Origin of the sequence: Arthrobacter sp. EM1, assembly GCF_029964055.1 — a bacterium.
Taxonomy (GTDB): domain Bacteria; phylum Actinomycetota; class Actinomycetes; order Actinomycetales; family Micrococcaceae; genus Arthrobacter.
In genome coordinates, this window is sequence record NZ_CP124836.1 from 1,866,914 (window position 1) to 1,881,249 (window position 14,336).

Annotated in this window: 14 protein-coding genes; 5 read left to right on the forward strand and 9 right to left on the reverse strand. The window is 65.1% G+C overall.

Features of this window, described 5'->3' with window-relative positions; genetic code table 11:
* Positions 1–70 precede the first annotated feature (70 nt).
* From era to QI450_RS08555, 4 genes are read right to left on the reverse strand one after another with little or no spacing between them, the layout of a single operon-like run.
* A complete protein-coding gene (era, locus tag QI450_RS08540) occupies positions 71–1,030 on the reverse strand; it encodes a GTPase Era (protein ID WP_226775170.1) in 960 nt (319 codons plus the stop codon).
* Positions 1,014–2,345: a hemolysin family protein gene (locus QI450_RS08545; protein ID WP_226775169.1), complete on the reverse strand. Its 1,332-nt coding sequence runs from the start codon at positions 2,343–2,345 to the stop codon at positions 1,014–1,016. The genes era and QI450_RS08545 overlap by 17 nt, the downstream gene beginning before the upstream one ends.
* Complete coding sequence (gene ybeY, locus QI450_RS08550; RefSeq protein ID WP_226775168.1) at positions 2,342–2,815, reverse strand: rRNA maturation RNase YbeY; 474 nt, start codon at positions 2,813–2,815, stop codon at positions 2,342–2,344. Before ybeY ends, QI450_RS08545 begins: the two co-directional genes overlap by 4 nt.
* Positions 2,812–3,900: a PhoH family protein gene (locus QI450_RS08555; RefSeq protein ID WP_226775167.1), complete on the reverse strand. Its 1,089-nt coding sequence runs from the start codon at positions 3,898–3,900 to the stop codon at positions 2,812–2,814. The genes ybeY and QI450_RS08555 overlap by 4 nt, the downstream gene beginning before the upstream one ends.
* Positions 3,901–4,328: 428 nt before the next feature.
* Between QI450_RS08555 and QI450_RS08560 the strand changes: the two genes are divergently transcribed.
* Positions 4,329–5,210 carry a GerMN domain-containing protein gene (locus tag QI450_RS08560; protein WP_226775166.1) on the forward strand — a complete coding sequence of 294 codons (882 nt, stop codon included), beginning with the start codon at positions 4,329–4,331 and terminating at the stop codon, positions 5,208–5,210.
* Positions 5,211–5,252: 42 nt separating this feature from the next.
* Here the strand turns inward: QI450_RS08560 and QI450_RS08565 are convergent, their stop codons facing one another.
* The 3 genes from QI450_RS08565 to hrcA all read right to left on the reverse strand — a co-directional run bounded on the left by QI450_RS08565 (position 5,253) and on the right by hrcA (position 8,279).
* Positions 5,253–6,041 carry a 16S rRNA (uracil(1498)-N(3))-methyltransferase gene (locus tag QI450_RS08565; RefSeq protein ID WP_226775165.1) on the reverse strand — a complete coding sequence of 263 codons (789 nt, stop codon included), beginning with the start codon at positions 6,039–6,041 and terminating at the stop codon, positions 5,253–5,255.
* A 2-nt stretch (positions 6,042–6,043) separates the two neighbouring features.
* Entirely contained in the window at positions 6,044–7,171 is a 1,128-nt protein-coding gene (gene dnaJ, locus QI450_RS08570; RefSeq protein ID WP_226775164.1) for a molecular chaperone DnaJ, read from the reverse strand.
* A 94-nt stretch (positions 7,172–7,265) separates the two neighbouring features.
* Positions 7,266–8,279, reverse strand: a complete 1,014-nt coding sequence (gene hrcA, locus QI450_RS08575; protein WP_226775163.1) for a heat-inducible transcriptional repressor HrcA — start codon at positions 8,277–8,279, stop codon at positions 7,266–7,268.
* 220 nt (positions 8,280–8,499) lie between these two features.
* Between hrcA and QI450_RS08580 the strand changes: the two genes are divergently transcribed.
* Positions 8,500–9,348 (forward strand): DUF3097 family protein, encoded by an 849-nt coding sequence (locus QI450_RS08580; RefSeq protein WP_226775162.1) that lies wholly within the window; start codon positions 8,500–8,502, stop codon positions 9,346–9,348.
* A 143-nt stretch (positions 9,349–9,491) separates the two neighbouring features.
* Positions 9,492–9,911, forward strand: a complete 420-nt coding sequence (locus QI450_RS08585; RefSeq protein WP_226775161.1) for a DUF4870 domain-containing protein — start codon at positions 9,492–9,494, stop codon at positions 9,909–9,911.
* An 18-nt stretch (positions 9,912–9,929) separates the two neighbouring features.
* Here the strand turns inward: QI450_RS08585 and hemW are convergent, their stop codons facing one another.
* Both hemW and lepA read right to left on the reverse strand, forming a co-directional pair.
* The gene (hemW, locus tag QI450_RS08590; RefSeq protein ID WP_226775160.1) at positions 9,930–11,168 is read right to left on the reverse strand and encodes a radical SAM family heme chaperone HemW; all 1,239 of its coding nucleotides are present in this window, start codon (positions 11,166–11,168) and stop codon (positions 9,930–9,932) included.
* Between the two features lie 42 nt (positions 11,169–11,210).
* Complete coding sequence (gene lepA / locus QI450_RS08595) at positions 11,211–13,064, reverse strand: translation elongation factor 4 (protein ID WP_226775159.1); 1,854 nt, start codon at positions 13,062–13,064, stop codon at positions 11,211–11,213.
* A 219-nt stretch (positions 13,065–13,283) separates the two neighbouring features.
* Here lepA and QI450_RS08600 point away from each other — a divergent pair, with 219 nt between their 5' ends.
* Positions 13,284–13,823 (forward strand): type II toxin-antitoxin system PemK/MazF family toxin, encoded by a 540-nt coding sequence (locus QI450_RS08600; protein WP_226775158.1) that lies wholly within the window; start codon positions 13,284–13,286, stop codon positions 13,821–13,823.
* Positions 13,824–13,997: 174 nt separating this feature from the next.
* Positions 13,998–14,258, forward strand: coding sequence for a 30S ribosomal protein S20 (rpsT, locus tag QI450_RS08605; RefSeq protein WP_226775157.1), 261 nt, complete (start codon positions 13,998–14,000; stop codon positions 14,256–14,258).
* Positions 14,259–14,336: the final 78 nt, after the last annotated feature.

Here is a 14,336-nt window from a genome sequence, read left to right on the forward strand (position 1 = left end):
CATTTTAGAGTCCGAATCTGGGAAATCCCCGATGGCGGGTTCTTTGGGAGCGGCGGAGTGCGGACGGCGGCTAGAAGCCGAGCTTCACCAGCTGCTTCGGATCCCGCTGCCAGTCCTTGGCAACCTTCACGTGCAAATCGAGGTAGATCCGGGCGCCGAGCAGCGCCTCGATCGCCTTACGGGCTGTTGTGCCGACGTCACGCAGCCGCGCGCCGCCCTTGCCGATGATGATGGCCTTCTGCGAAGAACGCTCCACATAGAGGTTGACCCGGACATCAAGGAACGGCCTGTCCTCGGGGCGTCCTTCACGCGGGACAATCTCATCAACCACCACGGCAAGGGAGTGCGGCAGCTCGTCGCGGACGCCTTCGAGGGCAGCTTCGCGGATGAGTTCGGCAATCATAACGGCTTCAGGTTCGTCCGTCAGGTGCCCGTCGGGGTAAAGCGGCGGCGACGCCGGCATCTGGCTGATCAGGACGTCGGCAAGGGTCTCGACCTGGAACCCGTCGGCGGCGGAAACCGGGACGATGTCCTTCCAGCCGTCCTCGCCGAGAACTTCCCGGCCCAGCGCAGCAACGGCAAGAAGCTGCTCGGTCAGAGCCTGGCGGTCCACCGTGTCGGCTTTCGTAACGACGGCGATGACGGGCTTATTGCCGATGGCCGAAAGCTGGGCCGCGATGAACTTGTCGCCCGGACCGATCTTCTCGTTGGCCGGCAGGCAGAAGCCGATCGCGTCGACCTCGGCGAGGGTGTCGGCGACGAGCTCGTTCAGCCTCTTCCCCAGCAGGGTGCGCGGCCGGTGCAGGCCCGGGGTGTCCACCAGGATCAGTTGCGCGTCATCCCGGTGCACGATGCCACGGATGGTGTGGCGCGTGGTCTGCGGCTTGGCCGAGGTGATCGCGACCTTCTGGCCGACCAACGCGTTGGTGAGGGTCGATTTGCCGGTGTTGGGCCGGCCGACGAGCACCGCGAAACCGGCGCGGTAGCCGCCGTGGGCTGCTTCGACGTCGGACTTATTCTGCTTGCTCACGTGAGACTCCCTGTTGGATTGGTGCGGCCTCGTCGAGAAGGTCTTCAAGGTCAGTTTCTACTTTTGGTACGGCGTCCGCAATGATGTGGCTGACGCGGTTCCGCCGGCCCTCGAGCCGGTCGGCACGCAGCCTCAGCCCGTGGACTTCGACGGTACTGCCGACGATCGGCACCCGCCCGAGGGCCTTGGCGAGCAGGCCGCCCACGGTGTCCACTTCGTCGTCCTCAAGCTCCAGGTCGAAAAGTTCGCCGAGATCTTCAATGCTCATCCGAGCACTGACCCGGTAGCTTCCGTCGCCGAGTTCCACGGCTTCGGCGCTCTCGGTGTCGTATTCGTCGACGATTTCGCCGACAATTTCCTCGATCAGGTCCTCAAGCGTAACGAGCCCGGCGGTACCGCCGTACTCATCGATCACGATCGCGACGTGCGTCGATTCCTTCTGCAGTTCGCGCAGCAGTTCGCTCACCGCCTTGGAGTCCGGCACGTAGCGCACTTCCCGGGCAAGTTCGTCAACCACGGGGGGAACCTCGTCGGCCCCGAGATTGTGAATGACCGAGGCAACATCCTTCAGATAGACGATGCCCAGCACCTGGTCGGTGTTCTCCCCGATGACCGGGATCCTGGAATAGCCCGAGAGCAGGAACAGTGACATGGCCCGGTGCAGGCTCGAGCCGGAATCGATACTGAGGATGTCGGTGCGGGGCACCATCACTGAGCGGACCAGTGTGTCGCCGAAGTCGAACACCGACTGGATCAGCTCGGCTTCGTTGTCCTCGATCACGTCCGATTCCGTGGCACGGTCCACCAGCTCACGGAATTCCTCTTCGCTGAAGAACGCCTCGTTGTCGGCGGGGGCTCCCGGGGCCACCGCACTGCCGAGGGTCACAAGCCAGCCGGGAATAGGTCCCAGCACCCAGCACAGCCAGCGGATCACCGGTGCGCTGAAGCGGACCAGACCCGCCGAATGCACCCGGCCGAGCTGACGCGGGGACACACCAACAATCACGAAGCCCAGCAGGGCCATCACTCCCGTGGCGATAAGGCCGGACAGCCAGACGTTGTCGAGCAAACTGGTCAACAACACGGTGACGGCAACCGCAGAGGCCGTATCGAACCAGATGCGCCAGAAACGCAGTGCCCGCATGTGCGCCACCGGCTGCGCCATGATCCGTTTCAACGCCGAACCGCGGCTGTTCAGGATCGCGGCTTCGGCGTCGTGCCGGGAAAGATAATTGAAAGCCGATTCGGCCGCGGTCAGGAAGGCGGCAAAACTCAGGAATACAAGAGCCATGCCGGCAACGATCAGTGGCGTCACTGAATCGTCTCTGACGGCGCGTCTTTACCCGTGAAGGCCGAAAGAAGTTCGCGCTGGAGGCCGAACATTTCTTCCTTCTCCTCCGGCTCGGCGTGGTCAAAGCCGAGCAGATGCAGGATGCCGTGGGTGGTTAACAGCAGCATTTCATCTTGGGTGGAGTGCCCGGCATTAACTGCCTGGACCTCGGCTACCTGCGGGCAGACCGCGATATCCCCAAGCATGCCCTGGGGCGTGGGCTTGCCAGGTGTGCCCGGCGTCAACTCGTCCATGGGGACCGAGAGCACATCCGTGGAGCCCGGCTCGTCCATCAGTTCTATGTGCAGCTTCTCCATCGCCGGTTCATCCACCAGCAAGATCGACAGCTCGGCCTGCGGGTGGATAAACAGGCGTTCGAAGATGAATCGGGACAGCCGTACAAGTTCGGCCTCATCGACGGTGACGCCGGATTCGTTGTTGACCTCGATGCTCACGAGTGTTCTCCCCGCTTGTCGCGGGCCACGGAATGCTTGACCCGGTTCCTCTGGATTTCATCCCACGCACTGTAGGCGTTGACGATGTCTCCCACCAGGCGGTGCCGGACGACGTCGGAGGCGTCCAGGACTGTGAAATTGACGTCGTCGATGCCCCGCAGGATGTCCTCCACGATCCGGAGGCCGGACCTGGTCCCAAAAGGCAGGTCCACCTGGGTAACGTCACCGGTGACCACCATTTTGGAGCCGAATCCCAGCCGGGTGAGGAACATCTTCATCTGCTCCGGCGTGGTGTTTTGCGCCTCGTCCAGGATAATAAAGGCGTCATTGAGCGTCCGTCCGCGCATGTACGCGAGCGGGGCAACTTCGATGGTGCCGGCCGCTATCAGCCGCGGAATGGATTCGGGGTCCATCATTTCGTGCAGGGCATCATAGAGCGGACGCAAGTAGGGGTCGATCTTGTCGCTGAGTGTGCCCGGCAGGAAGCCCAGGCGCTCCCCCGCTTCGACGGCGGGCCGGGTCAGGATGATTCTCGTGACTTCCTTCTGCTGCAGCGCCTGGACGGCTTTGGCCATCGCCAGGTACGTTTTGCCGGTACCTGCCGGGCCGATGCCGAAGATCACGGTGTTGGCGTCAATGGCGTCTACGTAGTTCTTCTGGTTCAGCGTCTTCGGCCGGATTGTTTTGCCGCGGCTGGAGAGAATGTTGTGCGTGAGTATCTCAACCGGGCTCTGCAGCGACTGGCTTCGGAGCATCGACACAAGCTGCTGCAGGACGGCCGGAGTGATGACTGTGCCGCGGGCGACAAGGCCCCGGACCTCGTTGAGCAGACGCATGATCCGCGGCACGTCCGCCGCCGGACCGCTGATCGCAAGTTCGTTGCCGCGCACGTGGAAATCGACGGCCGGGAACTGCGCCTCGATGAAGCGAAGGGCTTCATCATGGCTGCCGAGTGACTGGACCATCTGATCGGAATTATCGAACAGGACTACCTCCGTCCGCAGCCCTGGGAGGGAGTGGGGAAATTCACCTGCGGAGCGCTCTGCGTCGCTGATCCGGGACTTGCCGTTCGCTGCTTCAGTCATGGTCTTGGCCCGCGGGCCCCTGGTCCCCTCCAGTTCGGAAATGGTCTGTTCCGCGATCCGGTCCGACGGCGATGCTCGCCGTCCGCGGCCGGGGCAACGGGTAGCTCCATCTTACGCCAGCGCCGTGGACGCGTCGCCCGGGGTGTTAGCGCCAGTGCTGCCCCCGCCCTGCCGGGAACGGGCTTTAGGTATCAGGTTTATATCGGCCGTATATCGTTCCCGTTGCAGTTCTTGCCCCCCTGCCCATTCCAGCTCTCCGTGCCGGACCTGTATGCAATGCTGGAAAATGCCTTCGCACGGCATTTTCATCCGGCCGGGCAGAGGCTTGGGCACGAAGGAACCGAGCAGAAAGGGCAGCAGCCATCAGGCAAGCCGGGATTGGGCAGGCAACAGCAGGCAGGCGTACCCGCCGGGCCGCGCTGCTGCTGATGCTGCCCGCCGCGCTCACCCTCTCCGGCTGCGTGGCGACCCCCCAAGCCGGGATCACAGACTCAGCCTCGCCGTCGCAAGCCCTCGCGCCCCAGGCATCCCCGCCCACCACAAGTGCCCCGCTGGAAACGACCCAAGCGTCCAACAAGGCGCCGGTGTACTGGATCGGCCGAAGCAACAACAGCACCTTCCTGTACCGGGAGTTCCGTGACGTTACGGAACAGGACAACCCGGTCACCCGGGCGCTGCGCGTTATGACCTCACAGAAACCGCTCGACCCGGACTTCTTCACCCCGTGGCAGGACCCCAAAAAACTCGCAAGCTCCATCTCGGGTAAAAACGTCATCACCGTGGACATGTCCGCCGACGCGTTTAACAGCAACCTGGACCCGGCCATGGCTGAGCGCGCAATCCAGCAGCTCGTCTACACAGCGACAGCAGCCGCGGCCAGCGCCGGACTGGTCGACTCCGGCCAGCAGATCCAGGTGGTGGTGCTGGTGGACGGGCACACCGACTACGTTGCCTTCAACCACGTCCGGTTGGGCTCCCCGACCTCGCGCAGTGTCGGAATGGTCGCTCCCGTCTGGATCATTGATCCGCAGGAAGGCACCACCGCCGCGGACGGCGCGGTAAAGATCTCCGGCCGCAGCACCGCCCCGGGCGGAAAGCTTCGCTGGGAGATTCTGCGCGTCAACGGCAGCGTCGAGACAACATACCTGAACGGGACCCTCACAGCCGCCGCCGAGGCCGACCAGTCGGGCGCCTTCAGCCTGTCGGTCAACTTGGGGCCGGGCCGCTACGAGGTTCGGGTATCCCAGCTGGAAGACAGTAACCCGGCCGAGGACCTGAACGTTGATACCCGCGGGTTCACGGTCAAGTAGTCAACACCGCAGCGCCGGGCAGCAATCCGGAGCGTCGCCGCGCTACCAGCGGCCCAGAATATCGCTGGCCAGGACAGTCGCGGCGGGCCCGGCCGTGGACGAGCGAAGTACATGCCGGCCGAGCAGGGCTGTTACGGCACCGGCGTCGCAGAGCCGTGTCACTTCCCGCGGGCTGATGCCACCTTCCGGTCCCACAATCAAAAGTATCTCCCGGTAGCTGCCGGCGCTGCCACCGGTGGCCCCGGTGGCCCCGGTACCTTCCCAGGCCTCCAGCACCTGCCGCAGCGGACGCACGGCGTCCTCATGCAAGATGACGGCGAGGTCGGCGGCCGCCACGGCCCCCTGCAGTGCGGCGCTGTCGACGGCGGGGCGGACTTCGGGAATCCAAGCACGGCGCGCCTGCTTGGCCGCGGCGGTAACCACCGATTGCCACTTGGCATGGGCCTTGGCCGCACGGTCCGCCTTCCAGCGGACAATCGAGCGTTCAGCCTGCCAGGGCACCACGGCGTCGATCCCCAGCTCAGTGGCGGTCTCGGCGGCCAATTCATCCCGGTCGCCTTTCGCGAGGGCCTGGACCAGGACCAGCCGGGTCCCGGGCCGGGGTTCATCGGCCAGGACGGCGCACTTCACCGTCAGTTCGGCGGCTGCGACAGCCGCCACGGCGCCGGTGAGCCGCTTTCCGGCGCCGTCGGCGATGTCAACGGACTCCCCGATGCCGAGGCGCTTAACCGTCACCGCATGGCGCGCCTCCGGACCGTCAAGGACAAAGAGCGATCCCGGGGCCAGCCCGTCCAGGGTACCGGGGGCAGTAAAAAAGACCGGGTTACTCACGCCTACAGGTTACCGAACCGGTCCCGCAGCTTGGCGAAGACCCCGCCGCTCGCGGCAAGCTTCCCTTCGCTGAACTGTTCGCCGCGCAACTTGGCCAACTGCCGAAGCAAATCCTCCTGGGCGGCGTCGAGCCGGGCGGGGGTGTCGACCTGAAGATGAACCTTCAGGTCCCCGCGGCCGTAGCCGCGCAGGTGGGTTACGCCGAGGCCCCTAAGTGTCATAACTTCACCGGACTGGGTGCCGGCCTTGACGTCAATCTCCTGCTGGCCGTCGAAGGTGTCGAGGGTCAGTTCGGTGCCGAGTGCGGCCGCCGTCATCGGGATGCTCAGGCTCGCGTGCAGGTCGTCGCCGTCGCGAATGTAGGTGGCGTCCTCCTTGACCCGGATCTCGACGTAGAGGTCCCCGGCGGGACCGCCGGCAGGTCCGGCCTCGCCCTGGCCGGAGAGCTGGATGCGGGTGCCGGTGGCGACGCCGGCGGGGACCTTCACGGTCAGGGACCGACGGCTGCGAATCCGGCCCTGGCCGGCACATTCGTTGCAGGGATCCTTGATGACCGTACCGAAGCCCTCGCAGGAACCGCAGGGTGCCGTGGTCATCACCTGGCCGAGGATGGAACGGACAGCGCGCTGCACCTGGCCGCTGCCGCCGCAGATGTCGCAGCGTTCCGGGTGGCTGCCTTCGCGGCAGCAGGAACCCTCACAGCTGGGACAGGTGACGGCCGTGTCGACTTCGAGCTTCTTGTTGACGCCGAAAACGGCGTCGCGGAGCTCGATCCGGACGCTGATCAGGGCGTCCTGGCCGCGGCGGATCCTGGATGCCGGTCCGGCCTGGCCGCCGGCACCGAAGAACGTCTCGAAAATGTCCTGGAAAGCGAAGCCCTGGCCGGAGTAGCTGCCGCCGCCGGAGCCGTTGGCGTTGCCGTTTTCGTTGCCCGTGGTGTCGTAGATCCGGCGCTTCTGCGGATCGGAGAGTACCTCGTAGGCGTGCGTGACCGCCTTGAACCGCTCAGAGGCGTCGTCCCCCGGGTTCACGTCCGGGTGGAGGGTCCGCGCCAGCTTGCGGTAAGCCTTCTTGATCTCTTCTCCCGTGGCTTCGCGGGAGACTCCAAGAACGTCGTAGTGGCTGCTCAAAGTTGTTATCTCTTCCTGGTAGTACTGCCTGTTAAGGGGCACGAAGTCTGATGCCGGCCCCGCGGGCCGGTCGGTTGCGGGTGGACGCGGTCCGTCAGGGACCGAGAATCCGGGAAAGGTAGCGTGCGACCGCCCGGACGGCGGCCATGGTCGTCGGGTAATCCATCCGGGTGGGGCCCAGCACTCCGACTTTCGCCGTCGCGTCCGGGCCGTAGCCGGTGGCCACCACCGAGGCCTCGGCGAGTCCGTCGTAAGGATTTTCTCTGCCGATGCTCACCGTCACGCCCCGGGGGTCAGCTGCCATGTCGCCGAGCAGGCGAAGCATCACCACCTGTTCCTCCAGGGCTTCCAGCACGGGGCCGATGCTCAGCGGGAAGTCCACGTTTGACCGGGCCAGGTTCGCGGTTCCGGCCATGACCATCCGGTCCTCGCGGCTGCTGGCGGCCAGAGCCTCAATGCCGCGGGCCAGCGCCTGGGCGGCGCTGCGACGCGCGGGCGGGCAGTTGCCGATCACCGAGTGCAGCGACTGCGGCAAGAGGTTCAGCGGGGTCCCTGAGATGCCGCCGAGGAACCGCGTGCGCAGCTCCGACAAGGCCTCATCCGAAAGATCGTGCCCCACGTCAATGACGCGTTGCTCCACCTTCCCGGTGTCCGCGATGAGCACCGCAAGTACTTTACGGGGCGCCAGCAGGACAAATTCGACGTGCCGCACCTTGGCCCGGCTCAGATGGGGGTACTGCACAACGGCGACCTGGTTGGTCAGCTGCGAGAGCAGCCGCACGGTCCGGTCCAGGACGTCGTCGAGGTCCTCAGAGCCTTCCAGCAGGGCCTGGATGGCCCGGCGTTCGGCCGGCGAAAGCCGTTTGACCGCCGAAATCTGGTCCACAAAAAGCCGGTAGCCCTTGTCCGTCGGGATTCGCCCGGCACTGGTGTGCGGTGCCGTAATGAGCCCCTCGTCCTCCAGGGCCGCCATGTCGTTGCGGATCGTGGCACTGGACACGCCGAGGTGGTGCCGCTCCACGAGGGCTTTGGATCCCACGGGTTCGCGTGAATGGACGTAGTCTTCCACGATGGCGCGCAGCACTTCGAGTTTGCGTGGTTCGCTCACGCTCCACCTCCTGTCGACCGTCCCGCATTCGATGCCACCGCCCGCCGCACGCGCCGGACACACAGTGGCCGGGCACACAGTGGCTAGCACTCGACATGCCTAAGTGCTAACCAGTCTAATATGAGTCGCCGCGTTGTTAGCATTGAATTCGCTTCGGGCGTTCTTCCCGGGGCAGGTGTTTTGGGGCACAGCCCACCGAGCGCAAAGCAGTGTGTAACCGATGTCGTACCAGAACTGGGGGCCCCAGGACCTGTCCGCGCCCGCCAAAACCCAACTACCCGAAGTCGCCGTCGAGCGCGGAATGGTGCTCGAAGATGTGCAGTCCGGCTGGGTCGGCGCCGTGACCCGGGTGGAGAAGTCCGGCGGGATGCACGTCGTCGCCCTGGAAGACCGCCGGGGGAAGTCCCGGTCCTTTCGCCTCGGCTTCGGTTTTCTGCTGGAAGGCCAGCCGATCCGGCTGATGCCGCCGGCGCCCCGCGGGAGCGCGGCGGCCGCCGGGGCCCGCACCGCCTCGGGTTCCGTCCGCGTGGCGGGCCAGCGCGCCCAGATTGCCAAAGCCAGCCGGATCTGGGTGGAAGGCAAACACGACGCCGAACTCGTCGAAAAGGTCTGGGGTGACGATCTTCGGGTCGAGGGTATCGTCGTGGAGCCGTTGCATGGCATTGACGACCTCAGCGGGGCGGTGGCTGCCTTCCGGCCCGGCCCCGGACGCCGCCTCGGTGTGCTGGTGGACCACCTGGTGCCCGATTCCAAGGAATCCAGGATCGCGGCGGCCGTGATGGCCTCCCCCGGGGCGGCCGGAAACGTCCTGATCGTTGGCCACCCCTACGTCGATGTCTGGCAGGCCATCCGGCCCGCGGTCCTGGGGATCGAGAAGTGGCCGGTAATCCCCCGCGGTGTGGACTGGAAGACGGGTATCCTGACCGCGTTCGGCTGGCCGCACAGCACCAAGGAAGACATTGGCCTGGGCTGGCAGAAACTCCTCGGCACGGTCCACAACTACGCTGACCTCGAACCCTCCCTGCTGGGCCGGGTCGAGGAGGTCATCGACTTCCTGACCGTCCCCTGAACGCCGCCGCCGGACATTCCTGCCAGCGGGCCGATCCGTGATTGCGCGCACCAGCACGTATTCTTGGTATGGCGGTTGCGCTTCCGGCGCAGCAGCGGCATTTCCAGGCACCAAGGCACCACCGCAATCCGAAGGAAAACACCGTGGCAGATGAAGCACGCGAGCATAACGGCGACAAGGCTGGCTATGGCCGGCCCCCTTACCATGGCGTTCCCGCCAACGCGCTGCCGCTGACGGCCGGCGAGGACCGGCAATGGGCCACCTTGGCTCATTTCGGCGGCATCCTCGGTTGCGTGCCCTCGTTGCTGATCTACCTGATCTTCAAGGACCGCGGACCGTTCACGGCGCAGGAGTCCAAAGAAGCCCTCAATTTCACGCTTCCCCCGACAATTGCTGCCGTCGTGTGCAACCTCCTGGTCTTTATCCCGGTAGTGGGCAACATTTTCGCCGTGCTTGCCACTCTGATCTGGATCGCCGTCACCTGCTTTTCGGTCGCAGCCGGAATCCACGTCAACCGCGGCCAGCCGCACCGCTACGAGTTCAACTTCCGCTTTATCAAATAGGGCCCCGGGCACGCAGGGTTAGTCCGGCAGGATCCTGCGGACCACTGCGTCCGCCAGCAGGCGGCCTTTGAGCGTGAGGATGAGGCTGCCGTGGAAGGCCGCGACGGGCTCCACCAGGCCATCGGCGATGAGTCCCGCGACAGCATGCCGCCCGGTATCCCCCAGTCCGCCCAGACTGGCAATGTCCAGCCCTGAGTTCAGCCGCGCTTCGAGCATCACGCGCTCGACGTTGCGGGTCGCAGAATCAAGGGTCTCCCGGCCGGCTGCCGGGGAAAGCCCGGAACCCATCCGATTGGCGTAGGCAGTGGGGTGCTTCACGTTCCACCAGCGCACACCGCCCACGTGCGAGTGAGCGCCCGGGCCGACTCCCCACCAGTCATCGCCCCGCCAATAGGCGAGATTATGCCGGCAGGCCTGTTCCGGGCTGCGGGACCAGTTGCTGACCTCGTACCAGGACAGTCCAGCGGCGGAGATGAGTTCGTCGGCCAGTTCGTACTTTGCCGCATGGTCGTCGTCGTCAATTCCCGCTACCTCGCCACGGCGGATTTGCGCGGCAAGCTTCGTGCCATCCTCGATGATCAGTGCGTAGGCGCTGATGTGGTCAGGCTGATAGGACAACGCGGTCTCCAGCGAGAAGCGCCAGTCGGCCAGCGACTCCCCCGGCGTTCCGTAGATCAGGTCCAGGCTGACGGCGAGCCCGGCCTCCCGCGCCCATTGAACGGCCCGGGGAACCCGGCTGGGAGTGTGGGTGCGGTCCAGTACCTTAAGGACATGCGGCACCGCAGACTGCATGCCGAACGACACCCGGGTGAATCCGGCGTTGGCCAGCAGCTGAAGGGATTCGGGGGTGACCGAGTCCGGGTTCGCCTCAGTGGTGACCTCGGCCCCGGGCGCCAGGCCCCACGCCCCGATGGCGGCGGCAAGGATTCGGGCCAGGTCCCCGGCGGGGAGCAGTGTCGGCGTTCCGCCGCCGAAGAAGACAGTGCTCAGCGGGCGGGGCGGCAGGCCGCTGGCCGCCAGGACCGCCGCCGCAAAGGAAACTTCTGCCACCGCCGTGCCGGCGTAGGCGTCCTGCGAGGCGCCGCCACCGAGCTCCGTGGCGGTATAGGTGTTGAAGTCGCAGTAACCGCAGCGCACGGCGCAGAACGGGATATGCACGTACAGCCCAAAATCCCGGGAAGCGGCACCCTCCAGTGCCTGGCCGGGCAGCAGCCCGTCCGGTGGCGCCGGATCGCCCAGCGGAAGGACGCTAGGCACGGGCCGGGCCCGTCTGCCGTGGAACAGTCGTTGCTGGCACCGTTACTTCTTGGCCTTATCCTTGGACTCATCCGTGGTGAGGGCGGCGATAAAGGCTTCCTGCGGGACCTCCACACGGCCCACCATCTTCATGCGTTTTTTGCCTTCCTTCTGCTTTTCCAGCAGTTTGCGCTTTCGGGTGATGTCACCGCCGTAGCACTTGGCGAGCACGTCCTTGCGGATCGCGCGGATGCTTTCCCGGGCAATGATGCGGGAGCCAATGGCGGCCTGGATGGGAACCTCGAACTGCTGGCGCGGAATGAGTTCGCGCAGCTTGCCGGTCATCATCACGCCGTAGGCGTAGGCCTTGTCCCGGTGGGTGATGGCGCTGAAAGCATCCACCTGTTCGCCCTGGAGCATAATGTCGACCTTGACCAGGTCAGCGACCTGGTCCCCGTCCGCTTTCCAGTCCAGCGACCCGTAGCCGCGGGTCTTGGACTTGAGGATGTCAAAGAAATCAAAGACGATCTCGGCCAACGGCAGACGGTACCGGATTTCCACCCGGTCCTCGGAGAGGTAGTCCATGCCGCCCATCACGCCGCGCCGGCTCTGGCACAGCTCCATGATGGCCCCGACAAACTCGTTCGGCGCCAGGATGGTGGCGGCGACCATAGGCTCACGGACCTCGGCGATCTTGCCGCTGGGGTATTCACTGGGGTTGGTGACGTGGACGACCTTCTTGTCCTCCAGGGTTACCTCGTACTCCACGTTCGGAGCGGTGGAGATCAGGTCGAGGTTGTATTCGCGTTCCAAACGCTCCCTGGTGATTTCCAGGTGCAGCAGCCCCAGGAAGCCGACTCGGAACCCGAATCCCAGCGCCGCGGACGTCTCCGGCTCGTAGACCAGGGCGGCATCGTTGAGCATCAGCTTCTCCAACGCATCGCGGAGCACCGGGTAGTCCGTGCCGTCCAGGGGATACAGGCCGGAGAAGACCATCGGCTTGGCATCGGCATAGCCGGGAAGTGATTCGCTGGCCGGCTTGGCCAGGTTGGTGACGGTGTCGCCGACCTTGGACAGGCGGACGTCCTTGACACCGGTGATGAGGTAGCCCACCTCGCCGACACCGAGGCCCTTGGAGGGGGTTGGCTCCGGGGAGCTGACACCAATCTCGAGGAGTTCATGGGTGGCACGGGTGGACATCATCTGGATGCGTTCGCGGGGGTGCAGCATGCCGTCAACCACGCGGACGTAGGTAACTACGCCGCGGTAGGTGTCGTAGACGGAGTCGAAGATCATGGCGCGCGCGGGAGCGTTGGGATCGCCCACCGGAGCCGGCAGGTCTCGGACGATCTTATCCAGCAGAACCTCCACGCCCATACCCGTCTTGCCGGACACCCGGAGCACATCGTCGGGCTCGCCGCCGATCAGGTTGGCGAGTTCCGCCGCGTACTTCTCGGGCTGGGCTGCGGGAAGGTCGATCTTGTTCAGGACCGGAATGATCGTAAGGTTGTTCTCCATCGCCAGGTAAAGATTGGCCAGGGTCTGGGCCTCGATGCCCTGCGCAGCGTCGACCAGAAGGATCGCGCCTTCACACGCCGCGAGCGAGCGGGAGACCTCGTAGGTGAAGTCGACGTGTCCCGGGGTGTCGATCATGTTCAGCGCGTAGCTGACGCCGTCGAGCTCCCAAGGCATGCGGACGGCCTGGGATTTGATGGTGATGCCGCGTTCGCGCTCAATGTCCATGCGGTCCAGGTACTGGGCCTTCATGTCACGGGACTGGACGACGCCGGTGTACTGGAGCATCCGGTCGGCCAGTGTGGACTTGCCGTGGTCAATGTGCGCAATGATGCAGAAGTTCCGGAGGATGGCCGGATCTGTTGCGGCGGGCACCGGGGCGGTGCGGGCCATGGGAGACACGCAGGGTCCTTACTGTTGGCATTACGGGTGGCTTTTCCACGGATCGGCGCTGGCTCTGGTTTCCCGTCCTGCGACGTGCCGCGTAGCTGAACCTATAGTCTCCCACGTCCGGGCCCGTGGGAGTGCATCCCTGCTCCGTACAGCGGCGCCGATGTTCCGCCTGGATTCTTCGCCGCAGTTGTGCCCGGCGCCGGTACTGGGTGCCGGTAGGGTTTCCCCATGGCTTGGAACTTACGCTCGATCGGCAACGCTGTCCGCAGGACCTTGAGATTCCTGGAGGGCCAGCCCCGCTCCGCGCCGGGCAGCTCCCCGCCGGGAAGAACACCCGCCAGCCAGCCAGCCCCGGGCTCACTGACCGGTACCTACCCCGGAGATTTCCGCGGCACGGCCAAGGTGAGCTACGCCCCGTCTGCCAACGGACGCCCGGAGCCGGGCGAAGTTGTCTGGACCTGGGTGCCGTACGAGGAAGACTATTCGCAGGGCAAGGACCGGCCGGTGCTGCTGGTGGGCAGCAACGGCTCCTACCTGCTGGGGCTTATGCTGACCAGCAAGGACCACGACGGGGACCCTCGCCGGGCCGATGACTACGCCGACATCGGCACCGGCCCCTGGGACCGGCAGCGCCGTCCGAGTGAAGCGAAACTGGACCGTGTCCTGCAGATCAATCCCCGGGATGTCCGGCGCGAGGGCGCGATCCTCGACCGCAAGAGCTTCAACGTCATCGCCGCCGCCCTGAGGACCCGCCAGGGGTGGCGCTGACCGGGCACTCAATCGCCAGCAGACCGGTCTCTCTGCTATTATTGACAGCTGTGTGTCCGTGCAGGTCGACGGCCACAGATGGTTGGTCGCCATAGGTATCCCCACGCCGCTCAGTCAATGGCCAATCTGAAAGCCCTCTAGACCATTTTCCGCATTGAAAAAGAGAGTTCACACGTGGCTAATATTAAGTCCCAGAAGAAGCGCATCCTCACCAACGAGAAGGCCCGCCTGCGCAACAACGCAGTCAAGTCAGAGCTGAAGACGGCCATCCGCGCCGTCAACACCGCCGTTGAGTCAACCGACAAGGATGCGGCCGCTACCGCACTGCTTTCCGCCAGCCGCAAGCTGGACAAGGCTGTCAGCAAGGGCGTTCTCCACAAGAACAACGCCGCAAACCGCAAGTCGGCCATCTCCAAGAAGGTCAACGCGCTCTAAGGTTTCCAGTTCTTTCGAACTGACGATTGTGGCCGGCACCCCAGGGTGCCGGCCACTTCCAGTTAAGCGCTAGAGCGA

Excerpts from the sequence above, each read along its gene's own strand:
- QI450_RS08580 (WP_226775162.1), top strand. The coding sequence starts at position 8,500 with ATGTCGTACCAGAACTGGGGGCCCCAGGACCTGTCCGCGCCCGCCAAA.
- QI450_RS08555 (WP_226775167.1), bottom strand. The coding sequence starts at position 3,900 with ATGACTGAAGCAGCGAACGGCAAGTCCCGGATCAGCGACGCAGAGCGC.
- QI450_RS08600 (WP_226775158.1), top strand. The coding sequence starts at position 13,284 with ATGGCTTGGAACTTACGCTCGATCGGCAACGCTGTCCGCAGGACCTTG.
- QI450_RS08560 (WP_226775166.1), top strand. The coding sequence starts at position 4,329 with ATGCTGCCCGCCGCGCTCACCCTCTCCGGCTGCGTGGCGACCCCCCAA.